The following is a 21,097-nucleotide window of genomic DNA, read 5'->3' on the forward strand; positions in this document are numbered from 1 at the left end:
TGATGAGAAGATATATTCTAATAACAAGCTTTTTATTTTTCAACTTAATTAATGCTCAAAATGATGAACTATTGAGATTGCCTGCGAATATTCAACCGAAAGATAGAATTTGTTTTGCAATGTATACTGTGCACGAAAACATATTAAAATTAACGGCACAATTTAATCCTATTAGAAATTTTGAGTCGTTCGAAGCTTCATTAGAAATAAAAGAAAACGGAAAATGGGTAAAAAAAGCAGAAACAACAATTATTTACCCTGGGTACACTGCACCGTTTAGAATTGAAAATTGGGACGACACAAAAGAATACAAGTACCGTGTAAATCACGATAACAAAGCTTTTTATGAAGGGATTATTAAAAAGAATCCAATTAACAAAGATACTTTTGTAATGGCTGCGTTAACTTGTAATTCAATATATCCAAATCACGGTGGAGATATTTCAAAAGAAGATTTAGTAAAAAATATTAAATACTTAAATCCAGATTTAATTTTCTTTTCAGGTGATCAAGTTTACGACCATAGTGAACATTATTTGTATTGGTTAAAGTTTGGAAGAGATTTTGGAGAAATATTACGAAATACACCTTCAATTATTCTCCCAGATGATCACGATATAGGTCACGGAAATCTTTGGGGACAAGGTGGTAAAAAAGCCGATTCTCGAAGAGGTATTTCTGGTGGCTATTATATGTCTCCCGAATATATTAAAGAAGTTGAAAGAGCGCAAACAAGTCACCTTCCTGATCCTTTTGACCCAACTCCTGTAGAACAAGGAATTGGTGTTTATTATACCGATTTAAAATGGGGAGGAATGAGTTTTGCTATTCTTGAAGATCGAAAATTTAAAGATGGATTGGACGAAATGGTCAAGCAGAATCCAGATGTTTTTCCTGATGGCGGTTACGAAGCTATTTTTGACCCGAAAGTAGATACTCGAAAATTAGATGTTCCTACTGGTTCTTTGTTGGGAGACCGTCAATTAAAGTTTTTAGAAGAATGGACAACCGATTGGGAAAATGCTGAAATGAAAACAGTATTATCTCAAACTACTTTTGCAATGGTAGATAATTACACTGGTAAATATGACAAAGAAATATTAGCCGATTTTGACTCAAATGGCTGGCCACAATCTGGAAGAAATAGAGCTTTATCTGTTATTAGAAAAAGTTTTTCGCCTACTGTTTGTGGAGATACACATTTAGGAACTTTGTTTCAAAATGGAATAGATAAATGGAACGATGCTAGTTATTCTTTTGCTACACCAGCAATTGCAAATTATTGGCTGCGTTGGTGGGATCCAAAAATTCCAGGTAAAAACAGGTTAAAAAATGACCCTACTTATACCGGGGAATATTTAGATGGATTTAAAAATAAAATTACGGTTAAGGCTGCTGCCAATCCAACTTTACCCGAAATTAAAGAAGGTGGTTTTTTATCTACACGTGCAGCCGGTTTTGGAGTTGTTAAATACAATAAAAAAAACAGAACCATTACATTTGATTGTTGGGCTAGAAATGTGGACATTTCAAATCCAACTACAAAACAATATCCTGGTTGGCCAATTACCATTTCTCAAACCGATAATTTTAAAATAGAAAAGGGTTACCAATTACCTACCCTAAATATTTCAAAAAATAATCAAGTAGTTACTGTGAAAGAGCAATTTACAAAAGAAGTTGTTTCGTCTATTCGTATTAAAGGAAACCAATACCAACCAAAAGTATTGCACCCAGGAAACTATTTTATTGTTATTGGCGAAGGCAATAACCAAAAAAAGTTGCAAGACGTAGAGGCTAAACTAAAAAACAAATCTACTTTTAAAATAAACTTATAATATGAAAACTTTAAAACTAGTTACACTATTATACATTGCTTTTAGTTTATGGAGTTGTAATAAAAAACAAGCTGAAACTACTAATAATGATGAACTTGTATTATTTGACTTTGAAGAAAACTTTGACAAATCTCAAGTAAAACCTCAAGATGCTACTTATAAAATTGTAACAGAAGAAAATACATACTTACAAGTTAATAATGGCTTTACTTTAAGAGAAGCTGGAGTTAAATTGGTAAGTTCAAAAGAAAATCCTTGGGATTTAAATGGTTTTCATCAAGTAAAAGCAGATGTTTCAAATACTGGAGATGAAATTATCCAAGTTGAATTGTTTGTTGGTAACGATCCTGATGGTTTAAAAAGATGGTATTGTTCAGATTATATCGATTTAAAACCTGGAGAAAGCGGTACAATTACAGTTGATTTAGCGTGGACTCCGTGGGTATTCAATCCTCAATTAGATATTGTTGGTATGCGAGGAATTCCAGGAACTCTAAAAACAGACATTAGTAAAATTCAAGAACTAGTTTTTTGTTCTCGTTACGCAACACAACCAAATCAATTTACTATTGATAATGTTAGAGCTGTTGGTAAATTAGAGGAAAAAAAACCAGATAACTTCTTCCCTTTTGTAGATGAATTTGGACAATACAAGCATAAAGATTGGGAAGGGAAAATGCATTCCAAAGAGGAATTAAAAGAAGCTGCTAAAAAAGAATTAGAATTATTAGCAAATAGCAGCGGACCTAAAAATATAGGGAAATATGGAGGCTGGACAAAAGGCCCAAAATTAAAAGCTACCGGATTTTTTAGAACTGAAAAAGTTGATAATAAATGGTGGATTGTAGACCCTGAAGGATACGTATTTTGGACTGCAGGTTTAAATTGCGTTGCTTCAACCTCTGTGTTTACAGGCGTTTCTCACAGAGAGAATTATTTTGAATATTTACCAAAAGAAGATGACGTTTTAAATCAATTCTACGGAAAAGGAACGCACGCATCTCACGGTTTTTATAAAGACAAATTACCCTATAAATCATACAACTTCTACCAAAGTAATTTATATAGAAAATATGGTGAAAATTGGTTAGAAAAATTTCAAGAAATGGCTCATTTAAGAATCAAAGATTGGGGAATGAACACCATTGGTTTTGTCTCTGATTTTGGAGCAACAAGAATGCATAAAACTCCTTATGTAGGTTCTATTTGGATTAGAAACACTCCAAAAATTGAAGGTTCACAAGGTTTCTGGGGTAAATTTCACGATGTATTTGATCCAAATTTTAGATTGGCTGTAAAAGAATCTGTAGAATCTCAAAAAGAAGGAGCCAACGATCCTTGGTGCATTGGCTATTTTGTTGATAACGAATTATCGTGGGGACAACTTGGTTCTTTAGCTATTGGAACATTAAAAAGTGACGCAACACAACCTGCAAAAATTGAATTTGTAAAAGATTTAAAATCAAAATATAATTCAATCGATAAATTGAATAAGGTTTGGAAAACAACCCATACTTCTTGGGATACTTTATTGAATTCAACTGAAGCACCAAATCAAGAAAATGCCGAAAAGGATTTAATTGCTTTTTATCAAAAAATAGCGGAAACGTATTTCAGAACAATTAATGAAGAATTAAAAAAAGTTGCTCCTAATCAAAATTATTTAGGTTGCCGATTTGCTTGGGCAAATAATGCTGTTGTTTTAACAGCTGCAAGTAAATATTTAGACATTATGAGTTTCAACAAATATGAATATTCTATCGAAGATTTCTCACTTCCAAAAGGAGTAGATAAACCTGTTATGATTGGTGAATTTCACTTTGGAGCTTTGGATAAAGGAAGTTTTCACGTTGGAATTAAAAAAGCTAAAGATCAAGCAGAACGAGGGCTACTATATCAGAATTATATTCAAGGAGCATTAAGGCATCCAAATATAGTTGGCGCGCATTGGTTTCAATATTTAGACGAACCAAATACAGGACGTTTTGATGGTGAAAATTACAACGTTGGATTTATAGATGTTTGCGACAATCCATATCCAGAGTTAATTAAAAAAGTTAAAGAAACTACGTATTCAATGTACGATTATAGAACAAAAAATTAGATATAAAATTATTATATAAATGAAAAATATTAGTCAAGACGAGAAGGAGTATCTTCAAGGTGAAGGTGAAGCTTCTAACGATAAAATTGTTTTGGATCTATCTGGAAACAATTGGCAAATGGAAGGTATTAGACCTGATGAAGGCGTTAAAATTGGCTTCCACGAATTAAATTTTGATATCACTGGAGATTCATTTAACTGGGGTTTTGCAAAAGTTCCTGGTGATGTTTACACCGATCTTTGGAGACAAGGTAGAATTGAAGATCCTCACTTTGGAAGAAATAGTTTAAAAGCTAAATGGGTGCCAGAAAATGAATGGTGGTACAAACGCCAATTCGATGTTCCAAAAGAAATGGAAGGAAAACGCATTCAATTGGTTTTTGATGGTGTAGATTTTGGCTGTGATGTTTGGTTAAATGGAGAATTATTGGGAACTCACGAAGGAATGTTTTCTCAATTCAAATTCGATGTTTCAAACACCATTCGTTTTGAGCGTTTACGTTTTGGAACCAACGTTTTAATGGTTCGCTTGCATCCTGCTCCAAGACGCTACAGTCAGGTTGCAGGTAGAAAACCAGCTTGGCACGGAGATTATTGGGTAGCCTTGCCTCCTACTGGTATTTGGAAACCTGTTTATTTAGAAGCAATGGGTCAAGTTACTATTGAAGATACATATGTTAAACCAAGTGTATTATCTGAAAATTCAGCAAAATTAGATATAGAAATAGAACTTAAAAATCATAATTCAACAAACAACAATGTAAATGTTGAGATTGAAATTGAAGGTGAAAATTTCGAATCAAAAATCTATACTGTAAATAAAGAGACAAATGTTGCTCAAGGAACTAATAAATTAGAATTAAGCATTGATATTGATGATGCAAAATTATGGTGGCCTTGGGATTTAGGAGATCAAAATTTATATACTGCTAAAGTTACTGTTTCAGAAAACAATGAAAATGTTTTAGATACAACCTCAACTTCATTTGGAATTAGAGAAGTTGAAATGGTTCATAATCCTGGTTTTACGTTAGATGAAGTTGAAAATCCTTGGACTGTTATGATTAACGGTAAACGCCATTTTATGCGTTCAGGAACTTGGGGAGGGCCACCAGATATTTTTATGGGTCGTGCACATCCAAGTAAATATGTGGAATTAATTAGATTAGCAAAAGAAGCTAACTTTAACAACTTACGTATTTTCGGTTGGCATCCAGAAGAAATTCCGTTGTTTTACCAACTATGTAATGAAGCTGGTATTACTGTTTGGCAAGATGTTTTGCCTTTGGCTAGCTTATCATTACCAAAAAATCAAGAATTTAAAGATGCTGTTTTTGCTGAAGCAATTTCATCAGTTAAAGCACAACGTAATCATCCAAGTATTGTATTATTGGAAGGTTCAGAAGAGTTATTTATGACAGCTTCAGATCCACAACACAACTTACAATTTGTAAATGAATTGGGTGAAGCAATCAAGCCATATACATCATTAAACTTTATTCCTTCGTCTCCTTTAAGTGATGAAGTTGGATTAAATTTAGGTTTCAAACCAAAAGAGAGTTTCCACGCCAACGATTTATTTTATGGCGAAGGAGAATTTGTAATGGAAGATTATTTTCCTAGTTTAGACTACGCTGTAATTCCTGAATTAGCAATTTCATCTTGTCCTAATATTGAAAGTATTAAGAAGTTTATTCCTGCAGATGAAATTTGGCCTCCAGGACCAAGTTGGGGACATCACTGGACAGATTTTGATGCTTTAAGAACACTTAATTTTGAAGTTGTAGGTGATCAAAGTACAGATAGTTTAGAAAGTTTTGTAACCGCTACACAAGTTGCTCAAGGTGCCATTTTTCAATATGCTTTAGAGCACTTCAGAACAAGAAAACCAAGAACTAGCGCAATTTGTATTTGTCACTACATAACATTTGCTCCAGATATGAAATGGGGAATTGTAGATTACTACCAAGAGAAAAAACAATCTTTTGATTATGTGAAAAAAGCATACCAACCTGTTTTATTAACTATGAAACATTATGATAGACGTTGGTTACCAGGCGAAGAATTTAAAGGTGAATTATGGGTGGTAAATGATTATTACAAAACTTATAATAATTGTAAAGCAACTATAAAATTCCTTGATAATAATAAGAATGTAATTAAAGAAGAACAATTTGATTTTTCTGAAATCAATGGAGATAGCTCATCTAAATATATTGATGTAACTTGTAAAGTACCAGGTAAAATTGGAGATAAATTTTATGCTGAAATGACTTTAGTAGATGGTGAAGACAATGTATTATCTGAAAACGATTATATGATGCTTGTTGCTGATAAAACAAAAGACAGAGCAGAATTAAGAGCCATTGGTTTAGAAGCTTTTGAAATTAAGCAAAAATATGGTTGGGCAAATTATTTTAGATATTTCCCTGGACTTGGAGCTGAAGAAGATCATTTAGAAGCTGATCAAAAAATGCCAATTGCAAGAGGATTTGATAAATAACAATGAAATGGTTCTCGATACAAAATTCTTTGGTGAATTGAGTACTCAATCACCAAAGAATTTTACTCGAACTGACCTGATATTCAAAGACGAAACGTCACTTCGAGTGATTTTCGTAACTCAGTGAAGAAAATCGTATCGAGAAGTATTAAAGTAATAAAAGATATAATGATCAAATTTGAAAAAAAAGAACGTTTAGGATTCATCACTTTAGATAAATCCCCAGCTAATAGTTACGATATTCACTTCTTCAACGAGTTTGAAAAAGTTTTAAACTCTATTGAAAATGATACTGATATAGGAGTTGTTTTGCTGAAAAGCGCTATTCCTAAATTTTTCTGTGCTGGTGCAGATATCAAGGTTTTTGCAAGTAACACCGTTGAACAGAACAACGAAATGGTTGCAATGGCAAATAAAGTTGCCAAATTAATTAGTACTAGTGCTAAAATATTTATTGCTTTTTTAAACGGTCATACATTAGGTGGCGGATTAGAATTAGCAGTTGCTTGTGACATTCGTTTAGCTTCAAACAAAAAATTCTTAATAGGTTTACCCGAAGTTAAATTAGGATTAATGCCTGGAAATGGAGGAATCCCAAGATTGGTAAATGCCGTTGGACATTCCTATGCTTTTGAAATGGTAGTTTCAGGAAATCCTATTAATTCTGAAGAAGCTTTTAGAATTGGATTTGCTCATAAATTATACAATGAAGAAACTGCTGAACAAGAAGCTTTGGAATATGCTCAAAACCTTTCCAAAGGTCCAAAAAAAGCAATGGCTACTATAAAACAAACTTTTGCTGAAGGAGTTGGAAAAAGCACACAAGATTTTCTTAAATTAGAAACAAAAATGGTTGAAACCTTGTACGATACCTTTGATGCTAAAGAAGGATTTCAATCATTTATAGAAAAACGAGAACCAAAATTTGAATAAATAAACTTAACCAAATATGAATTCAACAGACATAAAACACTATTCCTGCTATATTAACGGAGAATGGTTAGACGATAACGCAAGAGATGTAATTGAGGTAGAAAATCCTGCGAATAACGAAGTTTATGCAACCGTTACGGCTTGTACTAAAGACGATGTACAATACGCTTTGGAGTCTTCAGAAAAGGCTCAAATTGGTTGGGCATTAACACCTGCAAATACAAGAGCTCAACACATTATTGAAATTGCAAACAAACTTAAAGCTGAACGCGAACATTTTGCAAAGCTTTTAGTGATGGAGCAAGGTAAAACGTATCCTGAAGCTTTAGGTGAAGTTGATGATACTATTACGTATATGACGTATTCTGCGGAAGCAGCTCGAAGAATTCAAGGTGCTATTTTCCCAGCGGAACAACCAAATAAACGTTTGTCTATTTACAAAGTACCATACGGAGTAACTGTTGGTTTATGTGCATTCAATTATCCTTTGGCTTTGATTGGTCGAAAAATTGGTCCGGCTTTAGCAACTGGAAATACAATGATTATTAAACCACACGAATTAACGCCAACAACAGCTTCAGAATTTTGTCGTTTAGTTGACGAATCTAGCTTACCAAAAGGTGTAATAAATATGGTTTCAACCAAAAACGCTGAAGCTGCTTCATTATTAGTTGAAAGTCCAATCACCAAATTAATTTCATTAACAGGAAGCACAAGAGCAGGTAGAGCAATGTACCGAGCTGCTGCCGAAAATATTACTGGATTAATTTTAGAATTAGGTGGAAAAGCTCCATTTATTGTTTGCGAAGATGCTGACATTGATAAAGCTGTTGAAGCTGCCGTAATTTCAAGATATGCAAACTGCGGACAAGTTTGTATTTGTAATGAAATGGTTTTTGTTGATGAAAAAATTGCAGATGAATTCACCGAAAAAGTGGTAAAAAGAACACAACAAATTAAAGTTGGAGATCCTTTTGCCCAAGGTGTACATATGGGACCAAATGTTAGTAAATTTGGTTTAGACCGTGTAAATAATTTGGTTAAAGAAAACGTAAATAAAGGTGCAGAGTTATTGTTAGGTGGAGATATTCCTGATGGTGAATATTTTGAAAAAGGAAACTGGTACGCTCCTACTATTTTAGGAAATGTAAAAGGTGACGATCCAACTATTAGCGAAGAATTGTTTGCTCCTGTTATGCCAATTGTAAAAGTAAACGGTTTTGATGAAGCTGTTGCTTTGGCTAATAACAGAGAAGAAGGTCTTTCAGCATATTTATATACAAATGATTACAGATTGCATCAAAGAGCAATTGACTCATTAGAAGTGGGAACTATTTTTATCAACCAACAAATAATTGGTAATATTCAAGGATATCATTCAGGACATAAAACTTCTGGAACTGCTGGTGAAGATGGAGTTTATGGTGTAGATCATTATCTTCAAAAAAGAACTATTTATTTAAACTACGAATAAACCAATAGTATGGGAATAGGAATATTTTGGGTATTACTAGCGGCAATAATGTTAGGGTTTTATGCCTATCCAAGTAAATTTGTTAAAAATTATGCGGTAGAAAATTTATGGAGCGGCTTTTGGTTATTGGCTATGTTTGTTGTTCCAATAATTTCAACTTTTGCATTGGTTGATAATTTAGGAGAAACTTACAAACAAGTTCCAAATTCAATTTTCTTAACCATTTTTGCGCTAAGTATATTATGGGGAATTGGTAATCTTCTGTGGGGAATAAGTATTTCAAAAATTGGAATGGCTTTAGGTTTTTCATTATTAATTGGAGTTGCAACTTTATCTGGTTCTATTCTACCTTTTTTTATGGGAGGTGCAGAAAAATTAGGAACAACAGGTGGAATGGTAATTCTTACAGGTATTTTTATAATTATGCTTGGAATCATAGCCAATGGTAAAGCAGGATTATTACGTGAAAAGAACGAGAATAGCGATTCAGAAAAAAATTCTTCTAACAAAAACTCTATGCGTAACGGAATAATCCTTTGCATAATTGGAGGTATTTGTGCCGCAGGTTTTAACTTAGCATACCACGTTGCTGATAATATTGGTCATATTGGCCAAATATCACAAGAGCAATTTGGTAATGAACCATGGATAGCACGTTTAGCTGTAATGCTTCCTTCATTTATTGGTAGTGGAATTGCAATTATGATCTATTTCAGCATTCAACTTACAAAAAATAAAAGCTGGTCTAATTTCAAACATAAAAACAGTTCAAAAAATATTCTTTTTCTATTAATTATGGCCGTGGTTTATTGCGCTTCATTAATTATTTATGGATTAGGAGCATATGAATTAGGTCCTTTAGGTACTTCCGTTGGGTTTGCAATCTTTCAAACAGGATGTATAATGGTAGCAAACTTATTAGGAATCTTTTCTGGAGAGTGGAAAAACGCCGGTTTAAAAAGTAAAAAATGGTTGTATAGTGGACTTGCCATAATGACCATTGGAATAATAACAGTAGCCGTTGGAAACGGTATTTAATAATAAAAATTTAAAAATGAGATTTAAAATTGTAGTATGTGCACTTTTGTTATTTTCCTTTACGAAGGGATTTGCCCAACCAAGCACAATTAGTAACCACAATTCAAACAGTCAGTTAAAAACTAGTTTGAGTAATTATCACTGGAAAATGAAGATGATGCTTCCCGGTGAAGGAATAAAACACGGATTACATAAATTACCTCCTGGAGATATAGAAACTTTAGTTTGGAATCCTGCTAAAGTTCCAGGTGATGTTTATACAGATTTATGGAAAGTTGGGGCTATTGAAGACCCTTATTTTGGAAGAAATAGTGTTAAGGCTCAATGGGTAATGCAATATGAGTGGTGGTACACTGTTCAGTTTAAAGTAAATCAAGATTTGAGTGATAAAGTAGCTCGATTAGATTTTGAATCTATTGATCATGAAGCCGACATTTGGTTAAATGGACAAAAAATAGGAAGCCATAAAGGTTCCTTTTCATCCTTTTCATTCGATGTTACTGAAGCCATCCAAACTAACAAACATTGGCTTAAGGCAACTAATATGCTAGTAATTAGATTGGCGCCTCCTCCGCAAGTAAATGCCAGTGTTGCTGGTTTAAAAACACCTTGGTTTGGTGATTATTGGAGAGATTTAATTCCATTTGGTATTACTGGTAATATTGATTTAGTTTTTACCGGTAAATCAAGGATTTTAGATGTGTATGCTAAACCAAATGTTACAAATGAAAAGAAAGCTTCCGTAACTTTTGAAATTGAGATTGAAAATACTGAAAAGATTGCAAAAGAAAAAAATATTACAGTTTCTTTTAAGGGACAAAACTTTGATGGTAAGGAGCAAACTATAAGTTTTAAGCAATTGTTGCAACCAGGAAAACAAATCATTAAAAAAAATATTGAAGTTAAAAACCCTCAATTATGGTGGCCTTGGGATTTAGGAAAACCAAACCTTTATGAAGCAAAAGTTTCTTTAGATGAAGGAAAAATAAATCAAGATTTTAAAGAAATAACATATGGATTACGCAGGGTAGATATGGAATGGAATCCTGGCTTTACAAAAGATGAAGTGAGTTTTCCAAGAACTACTTTAATAAACGGTAAACCTATTTTTATTCGTTCGGCTTGTTGGGGTGGTCCACCAGATATTTTTGTTGGAAGAACTTCAGAAGAAAAATATAGAAAGTTAATTGCATTGGCTAAAGAAGCAAATATGAATAACATTCGTATTTTCGGATGGCATCCACCTGAAATTCCATTATTTTATCAACTATGTAATGAACAAGGAATTTCTGTTTGGCAAGACATTATCCCTTTAGGAACTGGTAATATTCCAAATGACCCTGAGTTATTAGAACGTATATACCAAGAAGGTGAAAATGTAATTAAAAACAGAAGAAACAATCCTTCAATTATAATGATGGAAGGTGGGGAAGAAATGTTGTTGAGAGCTAGCGATGCCAAATATGCAAATGACTTCTTAGTGACTTTAGGAGAACGATATAAGGCTCAAGTAGATTTACCTTATGTACCAGACTCTCCTTTAACTTGTCATGTCTCAATAGAAGCAGGTTATAAGAAAAAAGAAGCTGTACACGCACTGGGTTATTTTTATCAAATGGGAAGATGGTTAATGGAAGATTGGTATAAATCATTAGATTATCCAATTGTACCAGAATTAGCAATTACTTCCGTTCCAAATGTTGAAAGTTTAAAGAAATTTATCCCTGAAAATGAATTATGGCCACCTGGTCCAAGTTGGGGACATCATTGGGCAGATTTAGACCGTTTAAGAATTCAAAATTTTGATGCATTTGGTGATGAGAAAAAAGGTTCTTTACAAGAGTTTGTTGATGCAACTCAAGATGCTCAAGGAATAATTTTTCAATTATCAATCGAACATTTCAGAAGAAACAAACCAAGAACAAGTGGAATTGCCTTATGTCATTTTATTACTTATTGGCCAGATATGAAATGGGGAATGGTTGATAATTATTTAAAACCAAAACGTTCTTTTGACTTTGTAAAAACAGCCTATCAGCCTGTTTTACTTAATTTAAACTTTAAAAAACGTAGATGGTTAAATTCTGAAACTTTTAAAGGTGAATTTTGGATTGTAAATGATTACTATCAGCAATATAAAAATTGTAAAGTTTCATATTCGGTTTTAGATGATGACAAAAATGTACTGAAAGAATCCACTTTTAAAGTAAATAAAATTGAAGAAAATAGTTCTAAACAATTTGTAAAGCTAGAAGCAAATGTTCTTAAAAACGTAAAAAAGAATTTCTACGTTACTATGGAACTATCAGATGATAAAGGAACTGTTTTATCTTCAAATGAATATATGTTCTTAATTGGAAATCAAAAAGAGGCTTCTGACCAATTCAAAAAAATGGGAGAAAAAATTAGAGAACGCAATGGTATTTACACCTATGGGAACTACTATAGATTCTTTGAGAAATTGACTGGAGAAAACAAACAAGAGTTAGAAAGTAAAACTGATGTTATAAAAACTAGAGGATTTGAATAAAATTTAGATTCTTATAATTTAATAAAACCCCTTATTTTAATTAAATAAGGGGTTTTTAATTTCAATTAATCTCTACTTTTAATTTATTTGAAGAAATATTATTACTTATAACTTCAATTTCTACTGATCCTTTAGATTTATTTGATTGAAGAATTAAAATGGCTTTTCCGTTATGCGTTACAATTTTATTAGATTTATGAGGTTGCACATTCATTTCCCAACCATTATCAACTCCTAAATTTTTAACGTCTCCAGAAATTTTAAATTCAATTTCTTGATCTTTATCAACAACAAGGTTTCCTTCATCATCTAGTAATTTTGCAGTAATAATTGTCACATCGTATCCATCTGAATCTAATTCAGTTTGGGTCGCTTCAATCACTATATTTGAAACATTTGAAGTCGTATTTAGTTCATATTCTTCAACTTCTACTCCGTTGTTGTAACCAACAACTTTTAATTCTCCAGCGGTATATGGAACCAACCATTTAATAATATTATCTGTTTCGCTAAAATCAGCTAATTTTTGTTTTCCTAATGAAGTTCCATTTAAAAACAACTCAGCTTCCTCACAATTGGTATAAGTTTGAACAATAATTTTCTCATTGTTATTGTACTTCCATTTTGAATTTGTTTTATACCACTCCCATTTTCGTAACATTTTCCACACCGGAGCAGGTGTATATTGCATTTCATACTTCCAACCATCTTTTTCGGAAAAAGAAAACTCTGATTCACTTGCTGGGGTAGTAACCATATAAACTTTTGGTTCAGTTATCCATAGACATTCAAAAAAATGACCTCTTGGTGTTTTGAAACCTGCATAATCAAAAAATGAAATATTTAACCCTTTTCTTGGCCAAGGACCCGCTTCACCTAAATAAGCAAAACCTGTCCAAGTAAAGATTCCTGCAACAAAATCACGCTCATTAATACTTTTCCATTCATTATAATCTCCCCAGTTTTCAGAACCTAAAATTTTTAAATCTGGATATTCTTTATGTGCAGCATCATAATCTGCAGCTCGATAATTATAACCAAACACATCTACAGCCGTTCCATAACCACTTGCCATTCCAATAGAAGGTAATACACTTCCAGCTGTAACCGGACGCGATAAATCAACTTCTTTTACCCAAGTAACTAATTGTTTAGCCGTAGTTGCTAATGGATCATTGCCATCTATATTCTTATCAAAAGCCTCTTTTACTAATTTTTCATCATAAATTGGAACATTTACATAACCTTGCGCGCCTGTTTTTCCATTTACATCATTATATGTTTTTGAGTAGTGAGGAAATGTCCATTCGATCTCATTACCAATACTCCACATAATTACAGAAGGATGATTAAAATCTCTTAGAACCAAATCTTTCAAATCTCTTTCTGCCCATTCTTTAAAATATACTGGGTATGATTTTGCAATTCCACCTTTTGCAGCGTTATCTCCTAAATAGTTTTTACTTTTTTCTTTTGGCACATACCATTCATCAAAAGCTTCTGCCATTACAAGTATTCCTTTTTCATCACAAACTTCCATTAGTTCTGTAGAATGAGGATTGTGTGACATTCTAACCGCATTTACACCTATAGATTGCAATTTATCTATTCTATATTCCCAAATACCTTTCGGAACAGCTGTTCCAACTGCACCTGCATCGTGATGTAAGTTTACTCCTTTTATTTTTAAATTTTCACCGTTTAAAAAGAATCCATTATTTGCATCAAATCTAAACGTTCTAATTCCAAATTTTTCAGTTGTAGCATCTATCAATTTTTCATTCTGAAATACTTCTACATTTAAAGAATACATATTTGGAGATTGAACTCCCCATAATTTTGGATTGTTCACTTTAATAGTTGTTATATTTGAAAGCGAATTATTTAACTCTGCAATTGATTCACCAACTTTTAAACCATTATTATCTATAATAGCATATTTTAAAGTAACATTTTCTAAAGATTCATTTTTGCTATTTTTTAATTTTGAAGTAATTGAAACTTCAGCAAATTCTTTAGAAACTTTTGGCGTAGTAATTTTAACTCCCCACTGTGCAATATGTAATGGAGATGTTTTTATTAATTGCACTTTTCTGTATATACCAGATCCGGTGTACCACCTAGAATCCGCATAAGCCGTTCTATCAACTTTTACAGCTATAACATTGTCTTTACCATCAAAATTTAAATAGTTGGTTAAATTATATGAAAACGAACTATATCCATTTGGTCTTTCACCCAATAAATGTCCATTAATCCAAACTTTAGAATTGTTATAAACACCATCAAACAAAATACTAAATAATTTGTTTTTATCTTTTGAAGTTAGCTTAAAATTCTTTCTATACCAACCTATTCCACCTTGAACAAAACCAGTACTAGCAGCAGTATTTTCTTTGCTATAACCCAGTTCAATACTCCAATCGTGTGGAACATTTAGTTTTTTCCAATCGGCATCATCAAAATCAATAGTTGACGCTTTATTATTATTAATTAGTTTAAATTTCCAATCGTTATTAAAATCTTCAACTATTCTTGACTTGTTGGCTTCTTGACTACAAGAAGTTAACACAAGAAAAGTCATTAATACGTAAACAAGGTTTTTCATTTATTTGGTTTTAAAGAAGGTAGTTATTTATTTTACTTAATTTTATTAAAAAACAATAAGGTGTCTTTTATATGTTCTGTCCAATAGCTCCATTCATGTTTCCCTTCAAATTCTTCATATTCATGTGGAATTTTTTCAGAAATTAGTTTTTTATGAAGTACTCTGTTATGCTCAATTAATAAATCATTCTTTCCACAATCAAATCTAAATGGTGGTAAATTGTTTTTATTTTGAAGCATTAATTCAAAAACATCTTCATTAATAGCATTTTCCTGCTTATAATTAGCTTCATTTTCCTCAACAAATAAGTGCATTTGATTTTTATTTGTTATTGAAGATAAACCAGAAAAAGCTTTATACTTTTCAGGGTATTTTGCACCTAAACGTAAAGCGCCATAACCTCCCATTGATAAACCAGAAATAAATAAATGAGACTGCTCACTAACACAATCTATGTTTTCAATAACTGCTTGGTTTACATCATCTACAATCCAACTTTCAAAATTCTTATTATTGTGCGGTAAATAAGCCGATCCATCTCCCCATAAACCATCTGATGGCATTGCTAAAACCATTGGTTTTATAAGTCCTTCTTCAATCATTTTCAATGCCGTAAAATGAACACCAGCTTTGTGAGCCCAAATCCAAGCACTTCCATAAACACCGTGCAACAATGTTACAATTGGTAGGTTTTTTAACTCTTTTCCTGGAGGAACAAATACACATATATCTCCTCTTCCTTTTAAGTTTGAAGTTTTAATAGTTATAAAACGTAGATTATTACTCTCAAATTCAGGATTTGATATTTCAGTAGTTCTAAATTTAGATTTCATAACTACTAATTTACAATTAATGAATTATTAGAGCCTTGCAATTTTTCTGAAGTGGCATTAATTTTAACTACTCCTTTTTTATTGGATTTAACAAAAATAACTGCTTGTCCATTAAATAGTTTTCTAATTGGCTTTGAAAGGTTTTGCATATTTGTTGGGTCTCCATTACCAGATGCTAAAAATTCTGCGGAACCACTAATTTCAATGTTCATGTTTTTATTGTAGTGCGGACATAAATTACCATCTTTATCAACTACAGAAATCACATAAACACCTACTTCACCATTGTTAATTGAATTTAATTCAGGTTCAATTTTAATTGAATGTGGATCACCTGCAGTAACTTTTGTAACCTCTCCAACTTTTTTCCCTTTCTTATTGTAAGCAACTATTTTTACTTCACCAGGTTCGTAAACTACATCTTTCCAAATAATTGCATAAGCATTCATTAAATCCCAATTACCTCCACCAGATGCTGGTTTAGAGAGAGTAGGGCTTTCGTACGAATGTTTTTTTAGTGGCTTTTTTGTCTGAATTCCATAACTTTTACCGTTAACAAATAATTCAGCTTTTTCATAAGAAGTATAACAAACTATAGGAAATGATTTTACATTTAATTTAGGCCAAGTCCAGTGTGGAAAAAAGTGTAATACATCTTTATCTTTTTTCCATTGTGTTTGATACAAGTAAAATTTATCTTTTTCTAATCCCACAAAATCAACAGGTGCAAAATAAGAACTTCTTGATTTAGCATCGTGATATGGTGATGGTTCACCTAAATAATCGTAACCAGTCCAAACAAACTCTCCATAAACAGTAATGTTTTTTTCTAGTGAAGCAAACTCTTTAAATGCAGGATAACCCCAAGGAACATTTGTTGTTTCAAAATTCCCTGGATATCCATCTGAATAAACTTTAGTATTTAAAGAATTTCCTCTTGGATTATGAATCGTATCAAATACAACAGGAAATTTATAACTGTTTCTAACACTCACAGCTCCACCTGTTTCACTTGCATAAAATTTTAAGTTTGGATATTCTTTTCTAATTACATTATAAATTCCAGGCTTATAATTAAACCCTGCAACATCTACTGTTTCGGCCAAACCATTTTTAAAAGCACCAGCAGGATTGTTAAATCCAGCAGTTGTAGCTCTGGTTGTATCGACACTTTTAACAATATCATTTAAAAAATTACAAATTTTTGGGTCTCCTTTATACTGCTCCATAATTTCGTTACCAATACTCCACATAATAACACTTGGATGGTTACGATCTCTAATAATCATATCGGTCAAATCTGTTTTTGCCCACTTATCAAAATGTACAGAATATCCATTCATTACTTTTCCTACTTGCCATTCATCAAAAGCTTCATCAATGGCTAAAAGTCCCATTTCATCACAAATATCCAACGCTTCTGGTGCAGGTGGATTATGAGAAAAACGAATTGCATTAACCCCCATTTCTTTCATTTTTTTCATTTGACGTACAAATAACTCTTTATGAAATGCTGCTCCAACAGGACCTAAATCGTGATGCATATTTACACCTTTGAATCGAATTTTCTCATTATTTAAATAAAAACCATCTACTTCAAATCTAATTGACCTTATTCCAAAAGTTGTTGAATATGAATTTATTTCTTTTCCTTCCTTTAATATTGAAGTTTTTAATGTGTATAATTGAGGTGTTTTTAATCCCCACAACATTGGTTTTTTAACTTCAAAATCTTCAGTAATTTTAAGTTCATTATTAATAGTAACTTCTTTAATTTGTTTAGCTACTGAAACACCTTTAGGGTTTATAATTTCATTAACTACCGTACATTCTCCTTCACCTAAAACATCTAAATCTAAATGAACTTGAGCTGTTTTTTTGGTAATTTTTGGTGTTGTAATAAAAGTTCCCCAAGTTTTTACATGCGTGTTATTTGTTTTAATTACAGATACTTTACGATACAAACCTGCACCTGGATACCAGCGCGACTGACTGTTGAAATTTTCTAATCTTACTGCAATTGTATTTTCACCTGGCTTTAAAAACTTTGTGATATCAAAATAGAAAGAGATATAACCAAATGGTCGTTCTCCAACATAATTTCCATTTACATATACCTTTGAATTACTCATTGCTCCATCAAAAAGCAATTGAACTTTTTGCTGTAAATCATTTTCTGAAACAGCATAATTTGTTCTATACCATCCAACTCCAACAAAAGGTAAAGCGCCAGTTCTTCCTGCTCTATACCTTGGTTTCTTTTCTCCATCTTGAACAACCATTGTTAATTGAACGTCATGAGCAAAATTAAAATCTCCTTTCGCTGCCCAATCATGTGGAACTGTTACAGATTCCCAACTAGAATCATCAAAATCTTCTTTAAATGCATTACCATAATCGTAATTAGAAAATTTCCAATTCTTTAATAAGTCAATTTCTTGAGCAGAAAGACTTATTGTTACAAGTGTTATTAACAAACAAATTAATTGTTTCATTATAATATTTATTGAGATTTTTTTTTATTCAAATACAATTACACCTTTGGCATTTTTACCAGAGAGCATATCTTTAAAAGCTTGTTCTAATTCTTCAATTGGATAGGTTCTGGTAATCATTTCATCTAACATAATTTCTCCTTTTTTGTAATGATTTACAATTTTTGGGAAATCGGTTTGTGGATTGCATTTACCATACAACGGATTGATGTATTTTTTATCCCATTCAAACAAAGCCATATCAATTAAAACTTCTTGTTCAATGCCACTTACTTGAACTGCTGTACCAGCATTTCTTACCATTGCTAAAGGAGCAGCTCCCAATTCAGGAATTGCTGTACATTCAAAGGCATAATCGGCACCTCTTCCATTTGTCATTTCTTTCACTTTTTCGGCAGCTTTCAACAATCCTTTGTCATTTTTATCGGCTAAAATAGTATGCGTTGCACCAAATTCTACAGCCATATCTAAACGTTGCTGATTAACATCAATTGCTATAATTTTTGAAGCTTTAGAAACTTTAATTCCTTGAATAACATTTAATCCAACTCCACCTGTTCCTAAAACAACTGCAGATGAATTTTCTTCAACTTGAGCAGTATTTACTGCCGACCCAAAACCTGTCATAACTCCACAACTAATAATACTTGCTGAACTATGATTCATATCTTGAATAGGATTTTTAACAACCGCCGATTCCTTAACTAACGTATATTCTGAAATAGTTCCAATATTAAACGAACGTTCAATTGCATTACCATTCCAAGTTGTTCCTTCTTTATGAGCGTGACCTGGCGTGTAACCATTTGCTCCTGCAACTACTGGAGAATTATTTTCACAAATATGCTCGTTTTCGTGTTTGCATTGAAAACATTCACCACAAGGTGTTGCCCAATTTAAAATTACTGCATCTCCAACTTTTACACTTGTTACATTTTTTCCTATGGCTTCAACAATTCCAGACCCTTCGTGTCCCATAACAATTGGCTTTCCCCAATTTAAAGAATCGTGGTCTGTATGACATAAACTAGCAGCTTTAATTTTAACTAAAACCTCATCACTTTTAGGATTTTCAACTTTTATATTTTCTATTGAAAAAGAACCATCGCCTTTTGCAATAGCTGCTTTACATTGTAAACTCATATTTTTTAATCTTTTAAGAAACTTGTTGGCTTAATTGGAATAGAAACATCTTTTAATTTCAACTTATCAATTTCTTGTTTTCCTTTTATAAATCGACCACCTAACACATAGGCTTTCCCATTGTTAACTGCATCTACAGCTAATAATTCGTTATCTTTAAAATACCAAACAGATTGGCATTTATCATTGTCTAATTCTATACGTTGAATAACTTCATTATAACCTTTTGAAAGTCCAACCATTTGTAATTTCACATCATATTGATCTGACCAAAACCAAGGAATAGCGTTATACTCAACTTGATTACCACATATTGCTAAAGCAGCTACTTTTGCTTGATCAACGGCATTTTGAACAGATTCTAAGCGAATAAAACGATTGTAATGTGGGTTGAAATGATACGTACAATCTCCAATAGCATAAATATTAGCATCACTTGTTTTAGCTGAAGAATCAACTTTAATTCCGTTTTCAATCTCAACACCGGCCTTTTCAGCTAAATCAATATTTACTTTAATTCCAACACCAACAACAATTAAATCTGCTTTATATGAAGTATTATCATCGCAAACAACTTCATTTATTCCTTCGGAAGTTTTTATTGAAACAACATTTTTATTTGGTAACACCTCAACACCATTTTCTTGATGTAGTTTACTAAAAAAAGTTGACATTTCAGGAGCTGTAACGCGTTCTAAAACACGTTCTTCTCTTTCCAAAACCACAACTTTAGCACCTATTTTTTTTAATGAAGCCGCAGTTTCCAAACCTATATATCCACCACCAATAATAACTACTCTTTTTTCTACTGAATTTTTAATAGCTTTTTGAATACTAACCGTGTCAGCAAAAGTTCTCATAGGAAACAAATTACTCGCTGTTTTTATTCCATTAATTGGAGGAATAAAAGGTCTTGCTCCTGTTGCTAAAACTAATTTGTCGTACAATTGAATTTCCCCAGAAGATAAGGTTATTGTTTTTTCTTCATTATTTATTTCTGAAACAGTTTCACCTAACTTTAAAGTTATATTTTCTGATGCGTAATTTTGTTCAGGAAACAATAAATCTAATTCTGAATTATTTTCAGCAGATAAATATGCTTTTGATAATGGAGGCCTGTGATAAGGCATTTCCGGATCACTATCATACAAGATTATTTCCCCTTCCCAACCTTCTCTTCTTAATGAAAAAGCAACGTTTACACCGGCGTGACTAGCACCAATGACAACGCAAATTTTATTTGAAGTTGTATTTTCTGACATTATATTTTAGTTCGCAACTTTTAAAACTACACCATCTAGATCTTCAGTAACTTTCATTTGACAAGATAAACGACTGTGGTCACTTACTTTTTCATCAAATTCTAACATATCGCTTTCCATCGCATTTGGAGCTCCCGTTTTAGCCCAATCTGAAGGTTCTACATGTACATGACAAGTTGCACATGAACAAACTCCTCCACAGTTACCATCAATTCCTTTAATTTTATTTTGCACAGCCAATTCCATTACATTTCCTGAATTTCCTTCTACTGTTATTGATTCGTTATCTCTTGTTATAAATGTTATTTTTGCCATTTTAATTTATTTTTATAGTTG

13 protein-coding genes are annotated in these 21,097 nt (G+C 32.3%); 7 read left to right on the plus strand and 6 right to left on the minus strand.

What is annotated here, in order from left to right; all coding sequences use genetic code 11:
• Positions 1–2: 2 nt before the first annotated feature.
• The 7 genes from Q0776_RS11520 (at position 3) to Q0776_RS11550 (ending at position 12,420) form a co-directional block, all read left to right on the plus strand.
• Positions 3–1,838, plus strand: a complete 1,836-nt coding sequence (locus Q0776_RS11520) for a metallophosphoesterase family protein (RefSeq protein WP_298368303.1) — start codon at positions 3–5, stop codon at positions 1,836–1,838.
• Position 1,839: 1 nt separating this feature from the next.
• A complete protein-coding gene (locus Q0776_RS11525; RefSeq protein ID WP_298368306.1) occupies positions 1,840–3,942 on the plus strand; it encodes a beta-galactosidase in 2,103 nt (700 codons plus the stop codon).
• Positions 3,943–3,961: 19 nt separating this feature from the next.
• Complete coding sequence (locus Q0776_RS11530) at positions 3,962–6,445, plus strand: sugar-binding domain-containing protein (RefSeq protein ID WP_298368308.1); 2,484 nt, start codon at positions 3,962–3,964, stop codon at positions 6,443–6,445.
• 168 nt (positions 6,446–6,613) lie between these two features.
• Positions 6,614–7,378 (plus strand): enoyl-CoA hydratase/isomerase family protein, encoded by a 765-nt coding sequence (locus tag Q0776_RS11535; protein WP_298368310.1) that lies wholly within the window; start codon positions 6,614–6,616, stop codon positions 7,376–7,378.
• Positions 7,379–7,394: 16 nt separating this feature from the next.
• Complete coding sequence (locus Q0776_RS11540; protein ID WP_298368313.1) at positions 7,395–8,852, plus strand: aldehyde dehydrogenase family protein; 1,458 nt, start codon at positions 7,395–7,397, stop codon at positions 8,850–8,852.
• Between the two features lie 9 nt (positions 8,853–8,861).
• Positions 8,862–9,890, plus strand: coding sequence for an L-rhamnose/proton symporter RhaT (locus tag Q0776_RS11545; RefSeq protein WP_298368315.1), 1,029 nt, complete (start codon positions 8,862–8,864; stop codon positions 9,888–9,890).
• Positions 9,891–9,906: 16 nt separating this feature from the next.
• Entirely contained in the window at positions 9,907–12,420 is a 2,514-nt protein-coding gene (locus tag Q0776_RS11550; protein WP_298368318.1) for a sugar-binding domain-containing protein, read from the plus strand.
• A gap of 61 nt (positions 12,421–12,481) precedes the next feature.
• Here the strand turns inward: Q0776_RS11550 and Q0776_RS11555 are convergent, their stop codons facing one another.
• The 6 genes from Q0776_RS11555 to Q0776_RS11580 are packed head-to-tail and all read right to left on the minus strand — an operon-like array spanning position 12,482 to position 21,076.
• On the minus strand, positions 12,482–15,028 hold the full coding sequence (locus Q0776_RS11555; protein WP_298368320.1) for a sugar-binding domain-containing protein: 2,547 nt from the start codon (positions 15,026–15,028) through the stop codon (positions 12,482–12,484).
• A gap of 32 nt (positions 15,029–15,060) precedes the next feature.
• On the minus strand, positions 15,061–15,861 hold the full coding sequence (locus Q0776_RS11560) for an alpha/beta hydrolase-fold protein (protein WP_298368322.1): 801 nt from the start codon (positions 15,859–15,861) through the stop codon (positions 15,061–15,063).
• 5 nt (positions 15,862–15,866) lie between these two features.
• Positions 15,867–18,356, minus strand: coding sequence for a glycoside hydrolase family 2 TIM barrel-domain containing protein (locus Q0776_RS11565; protein ID WP_298368325.1), 2,490 nt, complete (start codon positions 18,354–18,356; stop codon positions 15,867–15,869).
• Positions 18,357–18,380: 24 nt separating this feature from the next.
• Positions 18,381–19,499, minus strand: a complete 1,119-nt coding sequence (locus Q0776_RS11570) for a Zn-dependent alcohol dehydrogenase (RefSeq protein ID WP_298368326.1) — start codon at positions 19,497–19,499, stop codon at positions 18,381–18,383.
• A 5-nt stretch (positions 19,500–19,504) separates the two neighbouring features.
• Positions 19,505–20,761, minus strand: a complete 1,257-nt coding sequence (locus Q0776_RS11575) for an FAD/NAD(P)-binding oxidoreductase (protein WP_298368329.1) — start codon at positions 20,759–20,761, stop codon at positions 19,505–19,507.
• A 6-nt stretch (positions 20,762–20,767) separates the two neighbouring features.
• On the minus strand, positions 20,768–21,076 hold the full coding sequence (locus Q0776_RS11580; protein ID WP_298368330.1) for a 2Fe-2S iron-sulfur cluster-binding protein: 309 nt from the start codon (positions 21,074–21,076) through the stop codon (positions 20,768–20,770).
• Between the last annotated feature and the right edge of the window lie 21 nt (positions 21,077–21,097).

Origin of the sequence: uncultured Lutibacter sp., assembly GCF_947495725.1 — a bacterium.
Lineage (GTDB): Bacteria > Bacteroidota > Bacteroidia > Flavobacteriales > Flavobacteriaceae > Lutibacter.